Annotated in this window: 14 protein-coding genes; 6 read left to right on the top strand and 8 right to left on the bottom strand. The window is 40.5% G+C overall.

Annotated elements, in window-relative coordinates:
• Positions 1-41: 41 nt before the first annotated feature.
• The gene (gene lepB, locus H3U82_RS03595) at positions 42-1,031 is read right to left on the bottom strand and encodes a signal peptidase I (RefSeq protein ID WP_198209254.1); all 990 of its coding nucleotides are present in this window, start codon (positions 1,029-1,031) and stop codon (positions 42-44) included.
• Positions 1,032-1,034: 3 nt separating this feature from the next.
• Positions 1,035-2,825: a translation elongation factor 4 gene (gene lepA, locus H3U82_RS03590; protein ID WP_037476315.1), complete on the bottom strand. Its 1,791-nt coding sequence runs from the start codon at positions 2,823-2,825 to the stop codon at positions 1,035-1,037.
• Positions 2,826-3,246: 421 nt separating this feature from the next.
• On the opposite strand from lepA, the gene H3U82_RS03585 reads away from it, so the two are divergent.
• The 5 genes from H3U82_RS03585 (at position 3,247) to H3U82_RS03565 (ending at position 8,572) form a co-directional block, all read left to right on the top strand.
• The gene (locus H3U82_RS03585; protein ID WP_037476313.1) at positions 3,247-4,377 is read left to right on the top strand and encodes a M14-type cytosolic carboxypeptidase; all 1,131 of its coding nucleotides are present in this window, start codon (positions 3,247-3,249) and stop codon (positions 4,375-4,377) included.
• A 154-nt stretch (positions 4,378-4,531) separates the two neighbouring features.
• Positions 4,532-5,578, top strand: coding sequence for a lysozyme inhibitor LprI family protein (locus H3U82_RS03580; protein ID WP_198209253.1), 1,047 nt, complete (start codon positions 4,532-4,534; stop codon positions 5,576-5,578).
• 89 nt (positions 5,579-5,667) lie between these two features.
• Positions 5,668-6,738 (top strand): DNA polymerase IV, encoded by a 1,071-nt coding sequence (dinB, locus tag H3U82_RS03575; protein ID WP_198209252.1) that lies wholly within the window; start codon positions 5,668-5,670, stop codon positions 6,736-6,738.
• Between the two features lie 144 nt (positions 6,739-6,882).
• Positions 6,883-8,121 (top strand): NADP-dependent isocitrate dehydrogenase, encoded by a 1,239-nt coding sequence (gene icd / locus H3U82_RS03570; protein WP_198209250.1) that lies wholly within the window; start codon positions 6,883-6,885, stop codon positions 8,119-8,121.
• A gap of 154 nt (positions 8,122-8,275) precedes the next feature.
• Entirely contained in the window at positions 8,276-8,572 is a 297-nt protein-coding gene (locus tag H3U82_RS03565; RefSeq protein WP_198209248.1) for a CHY zinc finger protein, read from the top strand.
• Between the two features lie 9 nt (positions 8,573-8,581).
• Here H3U82_RS03565 and H3U82_RS03560 read toward each other — a convergent pair whose 3' ends face one another.
• From H3U82_RS03560 to ettA, 6 genes are all read right to left on the bottom strand, one after another.
• Positions 8,582-9,355, bottom strand: coding sequence for a toxin-antitoxin system YwqK family antitoxin (locus tag H3U82_RS03560; protein WP_198209246.1), 774 nt, complete (start codon positions 9,353-9,355; stop codon positions 8,582-8,584).
• Positions 9,356-9,465: 110 nt separating this feature from the next.
• The gene (locus H3U82_RS03555; RefSeq protein ID WP_198209244.1) at positions 9,466-10,812 is read right to left on the bottom strand and encodes an aldehyde dehydrogenase family protein; all 1,347 of its coding nucleotides are present in this window, start codon (positions 10,810-10,812) and stop codon (positions 9,466-9,468) included.
• Between the two features lie 112 nt (positions 10,813-10,924).
• Positions 10,925-12,457 carry a peptidylprolyl isomerase gene (locus H3U82_RS03550; RefSeq protein WP_198209242.1) on the bottom strand — a complete coding sequence of 511 codons (1,533 nt, stop codon included), beginning with the start codon at positions 12,455-12,457 and terminating at the stop codon, positions 10,925-10,927.
• Between the two features lie 153 nt (positions 12,458-12,610).
• A complete protein-coding gene (locus H3U82_RS03545) occupies positions 12,611-12,880 on the bottom strand; it encodes an HU family DNA-binding protein (RefSeq protein WP_025330749.1) in 270 nt (89 codons plus the stop codon).
• Positions 12,881-13,080: 200 nt separating this feature from the next.
• Positions 13,081-15,525, bottom strand: coding sequence for an endopeptidase La (lon, locus tag H3U82_RS03540; protein WP_110414235.1), 2,445 nt, complete (start codon positions 15,523-15,525; stop codon positions 13,081-13,083).
• 195 nt (positions 15,526-15,720) lie between these two features.
• Positions 15,721-17,388, bottom strand: coding sequence for an energy-dependent translational throttle protein EttA (ettA, locus tag H3U82_RS03535; protein WP_198209240.1), 1,668 nt, complete (start codon positions 17,386-17,388; stop codon positions 15,721-15,723).
• Positions 17,389-17,536: 148 nt separating this feature from the next.
• On the opposite strand from ettA, the gene H3U82_RS03530 reads away from it, so the two are divergent.
• Positions 17,537-18,181, top strand: a complete 645-nt coding sequence (locus tag H3U82_RS03530; protein WP_084554406.1) for a DedA family protein — start codon at positions 17,537-17,539, stop codon at positions 18,179-18,181.
• Positions 18,182-18,220 lie beyond the last annotated feature (39 nt).

The following is an 18,220-nucleotide window of genomic DNA, read 5'->3' as shown; positions in this document are numbered from 1 at the left end:
TAAACAAAGCGCAAGAAAAATCTTGCGCCCGGTATCAGATATTACTGAATCTTCGTACCGATTCGTTTCATATCACCCATATTCAGCCATACCAGAAAGGCTTTACCTACAACAAGCTTATCATCTACAAATCCCCAATAACGGCTATCTTCACTATTGTCACGATTGTCACCCATCATAAAGTATTTTCCTGCAGGAACGGTACAACTAAACCCACTGCCATCAGTCTCATAGTTACACAATTCCCGATATGGAAAATCAGTATGTACTGCTTGCAGAATAACTGGGGGTTGCTGAGGCATTTTCAGTATCTGAATCGATTTATTGCCAAGCTGCTCGGTTACTTGCTGAGCCTGCATATTTATATTTCCAAACTGAGGAACCTGTTCGGAATAATTATAAATTTTCTGCTCATCAGTATCAGTGATTACTTTACCGTTGATTGACAGAATTTTATCCTTGTATGTAATAACATCACCCGGCAAACCGATTACCCGTTTAATATAATTTATACGTGTATCTCGGGGGTAATTAAATACAATTACATCACCACGCTCTACTTTGTTTACCGGAATAAGTACGTTATTCAGAATTGGTAAACGGATACCGTAAGTAAATTTATTCACCAGAATAAAATCACCGGTAATCAGCCCCGGACGCATAGAACTGGATGGAATCTGAAAAGGCTCAGCTAAGAAAGTGCGCAGAATAAATACCACCAGAATAATCGGAAAAAAACCACTCATGTAATCAGTAAAGTGATTATTATCTATATGCCCCGGATTTTTTTTCTTCTGGCCACGATGAATAATCCAGGCTATTCCGGTAAACAATACAAAAATCAGCAAAACTGCGGTAAAACTCATTTTGTATGACAATACACCAAATGCACCAACCAGAATCAGCAAATACCCCCATTGTAATGCTCCGCTCCATTCCCCATTTTCTTCACGCTTTTTCGAGCTTTTCAAAAATAGAACTATTCCCAGCACCAGAAGGATTGCTGCGCCTATAATCATCGTGTTTGACATTTATTAATCTCCAACCTGTAAAATCGCCAGAAATGCAGATTGCGGAATTTCTACATTACCCACCTGTTTCATACGTTTTTTACCGGCTTTTTGTTTTTCCAATAATTTTTTCTTACGGGTAATATCGCCGCCATAACATTTGGCCAGCACATTTTTGCGCAGAGCTTTTACATTTTCACGCGCAATAATTTTACCGCCGATTGCCGCCTGAACCGCAATATCAAACATTTGTCTCGGAATCAGCTCACGCATTTTAGCTACCAGCTCTCTGCCGCGATGAACAGAATTACTGCGGTGAACAATCAGACTGAGCGCATCGACTTTTTCACTGTTAACCAGAATATCCAGTTTAACCAGATCTGCAGCCCTGAATTCGAGAAATTCATAATCAAGCGAAGCATAGCCGCGTGAAGTCGATTTCAGCTTATCAAAGAAATCCATCACAACTTCATTCATTGGCATTTCATAAGTCAGCATTACCTGCCGGCCCATGTATTGCATATTTCTCTGAACACCGCGTTTCTGATTACACAATGTCATTACCGCACCGACATATTCCTGCGGCAATAATATAGTTGCCGTGATAATAGGCTCATAAATTGCTTCAAGTGTACCAATATCAGGTAATTTAGACGGATTTTCAATCTCTAAGCGTTCTCCGCTTTTCATCAGTATTTCATATACCACCGTTGGTGCAGTGGTAATCAGATCCATATTAAATTCTCGTTCAAGCCTTTCCTGGACAATTTCCAGATGCAGCAGACCAAGAAAACCACAGCGAAAACCAAATCCTAGTGCCTGTGAAACTTCCGGTTCAAATTTCAGTGCAGCATCATTGAGCTGTAATTTTTCCAGAGCTTCACGTAATGCATCGTAATCGTGACTCTCAACAGGATATAAACCGGCAAACACCTGCGGCTGCACTTCTTTAAAACCGGGTAAAGGTTCGCTGGCCGGCTCCCGCGCCAGGGTAATCGTATCACCTACTTTAGCCGAACCAAGCTCTTTGACACCGGTAATTAAAAAGCCTACATCACCGGCTTTTAATTCCTGCTTCTGCACAGATTTAGGTGTAAATATACCCAGTTGTTCTACCTGTGTTTCGGCTCCTGTGGCCATGAAACGAACTTTATCTTTCAGACGTACCGTTCCATCGACCATGCGTATCAGCATTACTACGCCAACGTAATTATCGAACCATGAATCAATGATTAACGCTTTTAACGGTGCATCAATTTTACCATTAGGTGCCGGTACTTTTTTTACAATCTCTTCCAGCACATCCTCAATACCGATGCCGCTTTTAGCAGAACAGCGTACAGCATCAATGGCCTCAATTCCGATAATATCTTCTATTTCTTCTATAACCCGCTCAGGCTCTGCTGAAGGTAAATCAATCTTATTTAGAACGGGTAAAACCTCTACCCCCAGGTCAATAGCTGTATAGCAATTGGCTACGGTCTGAGCTTCTACCCCCTGTGATGCATCTACCACCAGTAATGCACCTTCACAGGCAGAAAGAGAACGGGATACCTCATAGGAAAAGTCCACATGCCCCGGGGTGTCAATCAGATTAAGCTGATAAACCTGCCCGTCACGGGCTTTATACTGTAAAGCTGCAGTTTGAGCTTTAATTGTAATACCGCGCTCTTTTTCAATATCCATGGAATCGAGTACCTGTGCACTCATTTCCCGATTTTCAAGACCGCCACAATACTGAATAAAACGATCAGCCAGTGTCGACTTCCCATGGTCAATATGGGCGATAATAGAGAAATTGCGTATATTGTTCATGTAAGCCAATAATTCAAATTAATTCAGACAGCAACATTCTGGTAAATCAATACCAGAAAACCAGAAAATAACTGCTTATTTTAGCGGAATGTACTGTAGCGCGCCCAAGAATTTATAATAATTCAGAAAAGCTTTTAATTTTCAAACATTAGAGCTTAAAAGCTTTCATTAAATTTATCACTCCGGGCAAAGTGCTAATAAATTAACAGATTTTTAAATATTCACACCTTAAGCAGATATTTTAATGTTCAAATTAAATTTTAAACTCATAAAATAAATTTTAAGCGGTACAGAAATTATTTATTAGCAAAGCGATACTATATTATCCTGCCATAAATTTTGTCTGACAAACATAGAAAGTCACTGCCAGAAAGACTACAATATCTTTAACTCAGTTGTTTATTTCAATGAAAGTAGTTGTATGCTAAAAATCAGCACACAGTTTGATGGTGGTAATATTGAGATTGTCGATGCCAGTGATCCGGCTAATATCCAGCTCAAATTACCTAAAGACAATGCGGCCGAATTTCGGCAATGGTTTTATTTCCGTGTACAGGGTGTTGCCTATCAGAATATTCGCCTGAACTTCATTAATACAACTGAATCCGCTTACCCGGAAGGTTGGGAAGATTATCAGGCAATGTGCTCTTATGATCGCATCAATTGGTTTCGTGTTCCTACAACTTTCGAAAACGACATATTAACTATTTCTCATACTCCGTTATCCAATAGTGTTTACTATGCCTACTTCGAACCTTATTCATATGAACAGCATCTGAATTTACTAGGTGACAGCCAGAGCAGCGGCTTATGCCAGATAGAAGATTTAGGCAGCACTATTCAGGGACGTGATATTAATCTGCTGACAATTGGCAATCAGGTTGCCAGCGATTTGAAAATCTGGGTGATTGCGCGTCAGCATCCTGGCGAAACGATGGCTGAATGGTTTATTGAAGGTCTGTTAGGCAGATTATTAGATCATCAGGATCCGACAGCACGTGCTTTGCTGGATCAGGCTACATTTTATATTGTTCCGAATATGAACCCTGATGGATCCGTACTCGGTAATTTGCGTACTAATGCTGCCGGAGCAAATCTCAATCGCGAATGGTTACAGCCCAGCATGCAAAACAGTCCGGAAGTTTATCTGGTACGTGAAAAAATGCATGAAACAGGAGTGGATTTATTCCTGGATATTCATGGCGATGAATCTATTCCTTATGTATTTCTTTCAGGTAATGAGGGAATTCCTTCCTTCGATGACAGGCTGCATTCGTTACAGGAAATGTTCAAACAGGCCTTTCTGGTAGCAAGTCCGGATTTTCAGGATAAATATGGTTATGAAAAAGATGAACCGGGTAAAGCCAATCTGAATATTGCTACTGCATATATTGGCGAAACCTTTAATTGTTTAGCTTATACACTTGAAATGCCATTTAAAGACAATAATCAATGGCCGGATGACGATTTTGGCTGGAACGGCCAGCGTTCTCTGCGTTTGGGGGAAGCAATTTTAAGCCCGATTTACTCTATACTGGATAGTTTGCGTTAAATCAGTCATATTGTTTTCAAAGCCTGAGAGATATTTCAGGCTTTTTGTATTTTTGAGTAAAATCAAATGATTAATAATTACATACGCAGCATAATAAAGATGCATTATTTGTAATCAAGTTGTCTTTTATCCATTATCAATATAGGAAACAATCATGAAAAGAAGCATACTTGTATACAGCATCATCAGCATTATTTCTTTGGCAGCCTGTTCAAGGGATGATTCAGAAGCATCTAAAGCAAAGCTAAGCTGCAATAGTGAGCAGCTTCGCAGTCAGATTCAGCAAACCCTGCAGACAGGTATCAATAATAATGTTCATCAGTTTGCTCAAAATGACAGCCGTCAGTTTGTAGATGCAGATAAAGTAATCAATGCCAGCCATGAATTATCTGTAGCCGTGTCTGATGGCAAGCTGGATAAAGACAATAATGGTAATCCTGTTTGCAGCAGTGAGCTAAAAATTACCGTTCCAACTAATATTTGGCAGCAAATTCAGACAAATGCACCGTTGTTATTTGGTAAAACTGATTTTATTGCCCATCTGAATCAGCAGTTGCAAGGTAATGAAGTTACCCTGCATGATAATGTTTTTACTAAACCTATCCAATATGCACCTGTTTCAGACAAAACAAATGCTAATGCAGCATCTGTAACCAATTCCGCCAGCAAATTTGATCAGACAGGTATTCAAACCTTAAGTACTGTTTTAGGTAATGCACTATTACCCTATGGTATCAAGGATACAGTCATGATTGCCGGGCATATGTACAATCGTGCAGATGCTATCAAGCTGATCACTAATCCCAATGCCCAGGTTTTACCATTAGATCGCCTCAGCCCAGAAGCTCAGAAAGCAAGTGATATTCTTAACGGTCATTCCTTAGCAACAGAGAGTAATAATCAGGCTGATAACAATCATGTTATCCAAAATGATATAACTGCTGATCAGTTGCAGCAGGCACGGGATAATAACCGCAATGCCAATAGTGTTATTAATGCGAAATGGCATAATCTGAACGATACTGTTCGTAATACCTTGCAGCAGGAAGAACAGAAATGGATAGCCCAGAAAACCAGTCAGTGTCAGGCAAAAGCGGCTAAAGCTGGTTCGCCCGCTCAGGCAGAACTAATACGGCTGGAATGTGATACACTAATGACTAATGAACGTATTAAGTATCTTAACGGTTATAGTCTGCATTAATTCGTCATTTTATTAGTCTGGACATCAGTATTATTTTTTATATTACTGGTGTCTGATCCCACATAATTAGTAAATAATAAAGTATAAACATGTCGGATCGGAAAATCATTCATATTGATATGGACGCTTTTTATGCGTCAGTAGAGTTGCGTGATCGTCCCGAACTTCAAAACAAACCTGTTGTTGTAGCATGGGATGGACCAAGGTCAGTAATCTGTGCTGCCTCGTATGCGGCTCGCAAATATGGATTACATTCTGCTATGGCTGTATCTACAGCTAAGCGATTATGCCCTCAGGCAATTTATATTACCCCAGATTTCAATAAATACCGTGCAGTATCACAGCATATTCACAGTATCTTTAGCCGCTATACACATCAAATTGAACCATTATCTTTGGATGAGGCTTATCTCGATGTCACTAATTATCAGGGCAATCTGCCTTATGCCCGGGATATTGCCAGTGAAATACGCGCATCAATTCTGTCAGAAACCGGTTTGACCGCCTCCGCCGGTATTGCTCCTAACAAATTTCTGGCTAAAATTGCTTCTGACTGGCGCAAGCCAAACGGTCAGTTTGTTATTGCACCTTCGCAAGTGATGAATTTTTTGCAGAAATTACCATTAGGTAAAATTCCCGGAGTCGGTAAAGTAACAGAGCAGAAAATGAATGCTTTAGGCTGGAAAACAGTCGGAGATTTAAGTCAGGTAAATTTATCTGTTTTAGTGCATTATTTTGGTCGCTGGGGGTACCGGCTGTTTGATCTAGCTCAGGGGCGTGATGACCGCGAAGTTACTCCTGAACGTAACCGACAGCAGATATCTACGGAAATTACACTTATCAAAAATGAAAATCTGATTGAAATCGCCCGCCATCTGCCTGACCTGGCACAAACATTGGTAGAAACAATGCAGCAGAAACAGTTGCAGGGAAATTGTGTAACTTTAAAATTAAAAACTGCCGATTTTCAGATTCATACACGTTCGCAGACCTACTCTTCTCCTTTACCTGATGCTGCAGCTTTGATTGCTGCCGGGCAGGATTTACTCAAACGATTACCGGACAATGGCGAACAATTCCGACTGATTGGTCTGGGTATCAGCCATTTCTATCAGCATGAATATCAGCCTGATTTATGGGCTTCTGAAAATGTATTCTGATGATATCGCCCTGAAACAATTTCCGACTACATCGCACTACATTTTTCTGGCTTAAGTTAACAAAATAAAGGATAATGAGGCTGTCAGGCTGCAAGCGGGAATAAGTAGCCCTTTATCAGAAAAAGTAACATCACAGGAGTTACCATGAGTCACATTAAAGTGCCGACAGAAGGTCATAAAATCGTTTCTGGCCAAGCTATTCCGAATGATCCAATCATTCCTTTTATTGAAGGGGATGGTATTGGTGTTGATATTACGCCAGTGATGAAAGACGTTATTGATGCAGCAGTAGCGAAAGCATATAACAGTTCCAGAAAAATTGTCTGGATGGAAGTTTATGCCGGTGAAAAAGCCACTAAGGTTTATGGTGAAAATGTATGGTTACCGGAAGAAACACTGGAAGCCATTAAAGAATATAAAGTAGCAATTAAAGGACCGATGACTACGCCGGTAGGCGGCGGTATTCGCTCACTGAATGTTGCCATTCGTCAGCAACTGGATTTATATCAGTGTGTGCGTCCTGTACAGTATTTCAAAGGCGTACCTTCTCCGCTTAAAAATCCTAGTAAAGTTAACATGGTTATTTTCCGTGAGAACACTGAAGATATTTACGCAGGTATTGAATGGTTTGCAGAAACAGCAGATGCTAAAAAAATTATCAATTTCCTGCAAGGTGAAATGGGTGTTACCAAAATCCGCTTCCCTGAAACATCCAGCATTGGTATCAAACCTGTTTCTAAAGAGGGTTCACAACGCCTGACCCGCGCAGCTATACGTTATGCAATTGATAATGACCGAGACAGTGTTACCATTGTTCATAAAGGTAACATCATGAAATTCACCGAAGGCGGATTCCGTGACTGGTCTTATGAAGTAGCTAAAAATGAATTTGGCGCAACCTTGATTGGTGATGGACCATGGTGCGAATTTAAAAATCCGAAAACCGGTAAAAATATCGTCATTAAAGATTGTATTGCTGATGCATTCCTGCAGCAGATTTTGCTGCGTCCGGCTGAATATGATGTGATTACGACACTGAATCTGAATGGTGACTACATTTCAGATGCTTTGGCCGCTCAGGTTGGTGGTATCGGTATTGCTCCGGGAGCCAATATCTCTGATGAATATGCCGTATTTGAAGCAACACATGGTACTGCACCTAAATATGCTGGTCAGGATAAAGTTAATCCGGGATCTATTATTCTGTCTGCCGAAATGATGTTACGTCATTTAGGCTGGAAAGAAGCTGCAGATTTGGTTATTACCTCAATTGAAAAAGCCATTGCCGACAAAATTGTCACCTATGATTTTGCCCGTATGATGGAAGGTGCAAAAGAAGTCTCCTGCTCAGATTTTGGTAAAGCTCTGATTGAACGTATGTAACTTTTCATATCATGTATTCATAAAACCGAATCCTGAAACGGGATTCGGTTTTTTTATAAAATAAAATTTTTAATCCGTTCGATATATAAAGACCGTTATCTTCAAAAACAGTTATGTTCAGCTATAATGAATATTATCTGAAAAGTTGAAAACAATGATTTTAGGAATTCAAACCGATTCTTGCGGTCGCTGTGTACACTATCATAATGAAAATGATATCGCTGCCCTTCAATGTGCCCAGTGTAAACAATACTATGCCTGCTTTAAATGCCATGATTTGATGTGTGATCATACATTTGTAGCCATGACAACAGAAAATAGCCAACCGGTTATGTGTGGAAATTGCAAAACCCTCTTAACCTATAAACAGTATCAGCAATATCAGTGTCCGTTTTGTCAGGCTGCTTTTAACCCACGCTGTGCATCACATAAAGATATTTATTTTAAATAATATATATTATTAATTATCATCAAGGTCAACAATTAGTCCGTCTTCATCCCATTCGGTTTTACGTACTAGTTCATTCTTTTCAAATACAGATTCACTTTTTTTGGCACCTGAATCATACCAGGTTAGAACAACACCGCTGACTTTATTATCTATAATTGCTACATCAGAGATCAGATGTCCGCTGTTATCCCACGTGGTCATCGTTTTTACAACGCCTTGATGAACAATCATGTCCTGTTTTATCTGCCCATTAACGTACCAGCGCTGCCAGCGCCCTTCTGCTTTTCCGTTAACAAAATAAATTTCTCCGCGTTTATGACCATTTTCATACCAGCTGCGTGTTTTGCCATTCGGTAAACCGTTTTTCCAGCTTATTTCAATCGCAAGCCGGCCATTTGGATACCAGCTATGCCATCGTCCGATTGGTTTACCATTTTTATAGTTGCCTTGTAGTTTCTTTTTACCATCCAGATACGATAACTGTAATACGCCTTCTTTCATAGCCGGAATTAACTGTTGTAACTGATCTATTGGCAAAGCATATTCAGCATCATATTTGTTTTTTTCAGGTTCAGAAAGAATCTGTTCATTAACCTGATCGTTTTTTGATTGGTGAGAATTCTGATGATATTGAACCTTTGGCTGCTTATTCACAACCTGCTGGTTTATATCTGTATTGACAGCTTTATGCGCTTGGGACTTTATCTGCCATACAACTGTTATTACAATCAAAAATAGTATTATGGCGAGTACGAACCAGTAAAAGCGTCTGGCTACATACATAGTTTCTGTCCCTTTTTACTAAGTAGAATCATTATTTTATGCAATAAAAATTATATCTATAGATATTACATTCTTTTTCAAATAAATGATTGATTATATGAATGTATCAATTATTTTTGCCAGTAGGTTTTCACATTAACAAACTCATAAATACCAAATTCTGACAATTCGCGTCCGAATCCGGAATCTTTTACTCCGCCAAAAGGCAGGCGTAAATCACTACTCGTATGTCGGTTAATAAATACACTACCTACATTTAAATGTTCTGCGAATTTCCATGCCTGTGAAGTGTTCTGCATATAAATACTGGCTCCCAGACCAAAAGGATTATCATTAGCCAGCGTTAATGCATGATGATTATCACTGGCTCGCAGAATAATAGCTACTGGTCCGAATACTTCTTCATAATATACACGACAATCCGGATTGACTTTATCCAGAATAGTAGCCGGATAAAACCAGCCTTGTACATTTTCCGGGATATTACCGCCAAGTAAGCATTGCGCACCCTGGGTAAGTGCATCCTGAACCTGTGCATGAACCAATGAACGTAAATCATTGCGATGCAGTGGTGCCAAAGTTGTGGACGGCAGCCATGGCTCTCCCATTTGCAGTTTCCGGCAGTATTGCATAAAAACAGCCAGAAATTCATCAGCAATGTCATTATTTATAATCAGACGTTTGGCTGCATTACATGACTGACCGGCATCGCGAAAGCGTGAATAACAAGCATCTGCAGCAGCCTGCTCAATATCCGCATCCTTTAATACAATGAAGGCATTGCTTCCGCCCAGCTCCATAACACATTTGCGTAAATGGCGGCCGGCCAGTGCTGCCAGATATCGCCCGGTTTGGGTTGAACCGGTGAAAGCCAGTGCCTGCGTTTGAGCAATAGCATATTCAATATCATCATTACTGAGCCAGACAAGTTGTAAAGGTAAATCATCCCCTATCAATTCAAACAGCATCTGGCTGATTTTGCCTACAGAAGGTGCCGGTTTTACCAGACAGGCATTTCCGGCACATAAAGCAGGAATAGCAAAGCGCAAAATCTGCCATACCGGATAATTCCATGGCATTACTGCCAATACTGTTCCTAAAGGCTCAAAACGAACCTGACTCAGGCTTGCCTGCGTGGCAATAGTTTTATGGGCAAGCAGCTCGGGCGCTAAATGCGCATAATAACGAATCAGAGCAATAGATTTACTGATTTCTGCTTCACACTCACGTAAACAGCGTCCTACTTCAATACAAATCTGATAGGCCAGTTCGGTTTGTGCTTGTTCCAGTCGCTGAGCAAACTCTAAAAGATAATGAGTACGTGTTTGCACATTTTCACAGGCAAAATTACGTTGTTTACTGGACAGCTGCTGATACTGTAAATCGAATTCAGCTCTGGTCAGATTTTCACGGGTAAATAGAATTTCACCTGTAATGGCATGATAACTGGTATACAACTCAAAAATCCTTCAACTGCAAACGGAAAATCTAAACTTATTGAATACAAGACAATATATGTCTGTAAAAAATATTGACCTTATAAAATTTATAAGGTCAATAATCATTTTATTATTCGTCAGCCGTATCCAGCTTTTGTACACCCTGCTTCACTTTATAGCGATTTTTTAACCATTGCAGATTAGCAATAGCAAGGTTCTGTGCCAGATTTTCACTGATAATTTGCTTAGCCTGTGGCAAAACATTACCCATATCCTGAGGTGGTTTAATTGCATTAATTTTAACCAATACTGGATTTTGCTGATCGGTAAGTAAAATATATGCCGGTTTATTGTTTGCGGGTTTGGCTTTAATCCAAAGCTGGAAATCATCCTTAGACATCATCGCTACAGCTTGTTGTGGTGTAAGATCTGTACTTGGTGACCATGACAGACTGGAAATGTCACCTTTATTTAAATTTTCCAGAGCCTGCTTAGCTGATGCTGTCGCCAGCTTTTTGGCTTCCTCGGCAATGTAGTCTTGTTGTATCTGAGCTTTAATCTCTGCAAAAGATGCCTGATGTTCTTTACGTACATCCAGTGCACGTACCACCCTATATGTTCCGTTACCCAAATCAACTGGTTCAGAATTATATCGTTTTACCAGTACATCATTTCCAAATAAAACATCTTGCAACGCTTTAGGCATCCGATTGGCATTGGCCATATCGCGTGTTACCCAACCCTGATCTACCTTGTGAATTTGTAAACCGAGCTTATCATTAATCGGCTGTAATGTTTTTGGGTTATTAAATGCCAAATCACTGACAGTTTCTTTCATTTTCGCAACAACAGCTGCACCCTTACGAATCTGAATCTCTTGAGTTAATCGTGCTTTTACACTTTCCAATGAGGGTTTCGGAGCTGATGCGGAAGTCGGAATCTGATTATATGCTTCCTGCAGCTCAGCTTCACTGACTGTTTCCTTAGCGCCCAGCTCTGCAGCAGACAATTGTACAAATTCATATTTCACAGCCTGCGGCAGATAATAACGTTTTTTATTCGCTTCGTAATAAGCTTTTAGCTTGCTGTCATCAACAGCTACCTGACTGACAAAATTTGCTGCAGGAAAGGTAATTGTTTGAACCTGACGTGCAGATTGCAACAGATTAATCATTTGTCTGGCCTGTACGTCACTTACCAAATTACCGGCTTTCATAAGATTCAGCATAGTCTGCATAGCGTACTGTTTACGCATACCGTCTATTAGAGCTTCTTCTGTCATTCCTGACTGTTGTAAAAATGCACGATATTTGGCTTCTACAAATTTTCCGTTTTCCTGAAAACTCGGATCAGATGCAATCACCTGTTTTATCTGGCTGATAGAAACATTAATATTCATATCATTAGCAGCCTGCTGAATATAAGCCTGATCACGCAGTGTTTCATAAGCAAGCTGTTTACTTACCGGATTACCAGATGCGTTCTGTAGACGCCGCTGAAAATCATTGACGTCGTTTATTTTAATTTTTATGTCACCTACTTTGCTGACATAATCAGAACCGGGAACAGCCAGTGAATAGCCACCTGCAAATACAAAACTTAGACAAATCGCGCCTAGAATAATCTGAGCCGGGGTTTTATATTTTTCTACAATATGAAACATGAGATTCAGTTAACTTTATTTAAAACAGACAGAACGATATTGTAACTTTTTTTATTAAGCTAAACCATGTTGATTAAAGAATTAATGCACAAAAGCGACAAACAATAAAAAAGGCGGGAAAATATCCCGCCCAGCTTGATTACAGAATTCAAATCAAAGAGCATCTTTCAGTGCTTTACCTGCACGGAACTTAGGAGTTTTGGCTGCTTTGATTTGCAATGGCTCGCCAGTTTTCGGGTTACGTCCGGCACGTGCAGCACGTTCACCAACATAAAATGTACCGAAACCCACTAAAGTTACAGTATCACCACTTTTCAGTGCTTTAGTAACAGAGCTAATCATACCGTCCAGAGCCTTTGCTGCAGAAGCTTTAGGTAAATCGGCTTCCTGAGCAATAGCTTCAATCAATTCAGACTTATTCACAATAAAGTCCCTTTCTGTTGTTATGTTCATATGATTTTCAGTTTCCGACCATTTCCTTTATGGCAAAAACTGAACAATACATTACGATTACTTTATAACAAGCCCAAATTCTTTATGTCAAGCGCCGACACATCTACATTGAGTTAAATCATGCCAAAAACAATGCCATTCACCATTAGTGTTGGTGAATGGCTGCATACTCAGTGTTTTACGGTTTTTGTTGTTGACTTAGGCGCTGAATTAGCTATTACATTTTCTTCCGGTGCACTTTGCCATGGGCTGGGTGGATAAGCCAGTCCAAGATTAAGTACTTCATCTATCCATTGTACCGGATGAATAGTCAGCTGTTCACAGATGTTAGCCGGAATTTCTTCCAGATCTTTAACATTGTCTTTCGGAATCAGCACATGTTTTATTCCGCCGCGTAAAGCAGCCAGTAGCTTTTCTTTCAGCCCGCCAATTGGCAGAATTTCTCCTCGCAGAGTAATTTCGCCAGTCATGGCTACATCCGCACGTACCGGGATACCGGTAAAAGCAGAAACCAAAGCTAGAGTTATGGCACTACCAGCACTCGGACCATCTTTCGGCGTAGCACCTTCAGGAACATGTACGTGAATATCATTTTTTTCATAAAAATCAGGCTCGATACCCAGACTTTCAGCCCGTGAACGAACAACACTCCACGCAGCGCTGACAGATTCCTGCATCACATCACCCAGCTTACCGGTACGCAGAATATTGCCTTTACCACGAAATTTGCTGGCTTCAATAGTTAAAAGCTCACCACCTACTTCTGTCCAGGCTAGTCCTGTTACCTGACCAATACGGTTTTCATTTTCCGCTACTCCATAATCAAAGCGGCGGACACCAAGATAGTCATGTAAATTATCTGCATTAATGACAATCGTTTCTGGTTTTGCTTTAGTTTTTTTACCTTTACTGGTATTTTCTGCTGCAACCGCTTGCTTCATTACTACTTTACGGCAAATTTTGGCTATTTCACGATCAAGTGAACGTACACCGGCTTCACGGGTGTAATAACGGATAATATCGCGTACAGCTGATTCCTCAATGCAGATTTCACCGTCGCGTACACCATTTTGCTTGATCTGTTTAGCTACCAGATATTTCATGGCAATATTAATTTTTTCATCTTCGGTATAACCGGAAAGACGAATAATTTCCATACGGTCAAGTAGCGGAGACGGAATGTTCATACTATTAGAGGTAGCAATAAACATTACATCTGATAAATCAAATTCAACCTCTGCATAATGGTCAGAAAAAGAATGGTTTTGTTCAGGATCAAGCACTTCAAGTAAAGCACTGGCAGGATCACCCCTGAAATCATTACCTAATTTATCAATTTCATCGAGTAAAAATAGTGGGTTTTTAACACCAACCTTGGCCATGTTTTGCAGAATTTTACCAGGCATTGAGCCGATATAAGTTCGCCGGTGGCCGCGGATTTCACTCTCATCATGCACACCACCTAACGCCATACGAACATATTTTCGTCCGGTCGCTTTAGCAATGGATTCACCCAGTGATGTTTTACCTACACCCGGAGGGCCGACCAGACATAAAATAGGCCCCTTAAGCTGATTCATGCGTTTTTGCACTGCAAGATATTCAAGAATGCGTTCTTTAACTTTTTCGAGACCATAGTGGTCGGCATTCAGAATCATATCGGCTTTGCCAATATCTTTGCTTACCTTGGATTTCTTTTTCCACGGTAATTCAAGCAGCGTATCTATATAATTGCGAACAACAGTTGATTCAGCTGACATCGGAGGCATCATGCGCAATTTTTTGAATTCAGACAGACATTTTTCTTCTGCCTCTTTGCTCATACCAGCCTGACGAATCTGCGTTTCAAGATTAGCCAGATCATCATCTTCTTCACCCAGCTCTTTCTGAATCGCTTTTACCTGTTCATTCAGATAATATTCACGCTGCGACTTTTCCATTTGCCGCTTTACTCGCCCGCGAATACGTTTTTCTACCTGAAGGATATCCAGCTCAGACTCAAGCAAATGAAGTAAATGTTCCAGACGGGCAGTCACATTGGTCATAGCAAGGATTTGCTGACGCTGGTCAAGTTTCAGCTGCAAGTGGGCTGCAATAGTATCAGCCAGACGGCTAAGAGTATCGATACCGTTAATAGTAGTAATGACTTCTGCCGGAATTTTTTTATTCAATTTCGCCAGCTGTTCAAACTGGGATAATAAGGTACGACGTAATGCCTCATCATCATGTTTATCCTCTTCAATGGCATCCGTACATTTTTCTATATGAGCCTCAACATATGGCCCGCTTTCATCAATATACTGTACCTTAGCCCGGTACAGACCTTCCACAAGTACTTTAACCGTACCATCAGGTAATTTAAGCACTTGCAGAATACTGGCTACTGTGCCCATGTCATACATGTCTTCAGCATGTGGCTCATCAGTATCTGCGTTTTTTTGTGCCAGCAAAAATACCGGTTCATCATGCTCCATGGCAGCATCCAGAGCCGCTATGGATTTTTCACGTCCTACAAAAAGGGGCAATACCATATGCGGGTAAACGACAACATCACGCAAAGGCAACATTGCCATCGTGGTTGGCTGTAACGGAGCAGAATCATAAATTTCAGCCATGTAATGCCTCAATCTTTCCTGGAAATATGCAATTAAATTGGATGTTAAAATGGTGCTAAACCAGTTTTTTTCAAGTATTTCAAATATTGAATAATTATTGAAAAATTCTGTATCAAGAAGATTTATTTTAAAAAGAGAAATATTAGCCGGACAAATATATATAGCATCTGAAATTAATCTGTCCGGCCAGATAAACTAGCGAATTACCGGTTTATAGCGAATGCGTTTGGGTTTTGCACCTTCTTCGCCTAGACGACGTTTTTTATCAGCTTCATACTCCTGATAATTGCCATCAAAAAATACCCATTTTGATTCGCCTTCAGCAGCCAGAATATGTGTGGCAATCCGGTCAAGAAACCAGCGATCATGTGAAACGACGAGTACGCTGCCGGCAAATTCCAGTAAGGCCTCTTCAAGTGCACGCAGAGTTTCCACATCCAGATCATTTGATGGTTCATCCAGCAGCAATACATTACCACCGGAAATTAAAGTTTTGGCCAGATGCAGACGTCCGCGCTCACCTCCGGATAGTTTTCCTACAATTTTACTCTGGTCACTGCCTTTAAAGTTGAATCTGCCAAGATAGGCTCGGGCAGGAATTTCAAATTGTCCTACCTGTAAAATATCACGCCCTTCTGCTATTTCATCAAATACGTTTTTATCATCATGCAGACCGTGACGGCTCTGATCAACAATTGATAATTTTACTGTCTGACCAATCTTTACCTCACCCGTATCCGGCTGTTCCTGTCCGGTAATCAGTTTAAATAATGTAGATTTACCGGCTCCGTTTGGTCCGATAATTCCGACAATGGCACCAGGCGGAATTTTAAAACTTAAATCATCAATGAGTAATTTGTCACCAAAACTTTTGCTGACATGCTCAAACTCAATCACCTCATTACCCAGACGCTCAGCTACAGGAATAAATATTTCCTGAGTTTCATTACGTTTCTGATATTCGTAATTACTCATTTCTTCAAAACGCGCCAGACGCGCTTTAGATTTAGCCTGACGACCGCGTGCACTCTGTCTTACCCACTCAAGCTCTTGCTTCATGGCTTTAATTCTTGCGGCCTCGGTTTTAGCTTCGTGCTCCAGTCGGGCTTCTTTTTGTTCCAGCCATGAACTATAGTTACCTTTCCATGGAATACCATGACCACGATCTAATTCCAGAATCCACTCTGCAGCATTATCCAGAAAATAGCGGTCATGCGTAACAGCTACTACTGTACCCGGAAAACGAACCAGAAACTGTTCCAGCCATTCTACTGATTCTGCATCGAGGTGATTAGTCGGTTCATCCAGTAATAGCATATCCGGCTTACTTAATAGTAATTTACATAATGCAACCCTGCGTTTTTCCCCGCCGGACAAATTACCAATCCGTGCATCCCATTCTGGTAACCGCAGTGCATCAGCAGCAATTTCCAGCTGATGTTCTAAATTATCTCCGGCACCTGCCGCGATAATAGCTTCCAGCCGTGCCTGCTCTTCGGCCAGCGCATCAAAATCAGCATCCGGTTCTGCATAAGCAGCATAGACTTCTTCCAGTTTTTTCTGTGCACCGGCTACATCCCCCAAACCGGATTCCACTTCTTCTCTTACTGTTTTATCAGCATCAAGCTGGGGCTCCTGTGGTAAATAGCCGATTTTGATACCACTCATTGGAATGGCTTCACCTTCAAATTCGGTATCCACTCCAGCCATAATTTTTAACACAGTGGATTTCCCAGCACCATTAAGTCCCAACAAACCAATTTTGGCACCGGGAAAGAAAGATAAAGAAATATCCTTGATAATCTGTTTTTGAGGCGGCACGGTTTTACTTACGCGCAGCATTGAGTATACATATTGGCTCATAGTGTATTCATCAGTGTAAATTAGTCAGAATCAGCCTGAAAGGAAGAGCTGATGATTATGATTTTAATTTTAGCATGCATATACCTGCTGTTTCCGAATGCTTTGCGTTAAAATACCACCATTTATTTCTTTGCTATCCTTCATGAATATAATCTCAACCCTGATAGATTTCATTTTACATATTGATCAACATTTGCAATTTATTGTGACTCAATATGGAATATGGATTTATGTAATTCTGTTTGCTTTGATTTTTTGTGAAACCGGATTGGTAGTTACTCCGTTTCTGCCTGGGGATTCCTTGTTGTTTGCAGCCGGTGGAATCGCTGCTATAGGCGAGATGAATGTGCATTTTATGGTTGTGTTGTTATTGGCTGCCGCTATCATCGGTGATGCTGTAAATTTTTCAATCGGAAAAAAATTTGGTGCCCATCTGTTTGCAAATCCGCATTCGAAAATATTCAAACAAATTTATTTACACAAAACACAGGAATTTTATGCAAAGCATGGCGGCAAGACGATTATCATTGCCCGTTTTGTCCCAATAGTGCGTACATTCGCACCGTTTGTAGCCGGAATGGGACATATGCATTATGGTCATTTTATACGCTATAACTGTATTGGTGCTATCCTCTGGGTTGTGCTGTTTTCTTATGCCGGGTATTTTTTTGGTAATCTGCCATTCATTAAACAGAATCTTTCTCTGGCACTGATTATTATCATTGCTGTTTCTCTATTGCCGGCTGTTATAGAAATACTGCGCCACAGATTTGCAGCTTCAAAGCAAAATTAAATATTCTTTTCTGCTGTTAATAACGATATTACAGGCATG

The organism is Snodgrassella sp. W8132 (assembly GCF_016100865.1).
GTDB classification, from domain to species: Bacteria; Pseudomonadota; Gammaproteobacteria; order Burkholderiales; family Neisseriaceae; genus Snodgrassella; species Snodgrassella alvi.
The sequence above is the reverse complement of the archived record's forward strand: the minus strand, read 5'-3'. Positions and strand labels throughout refer to the sequence as shown.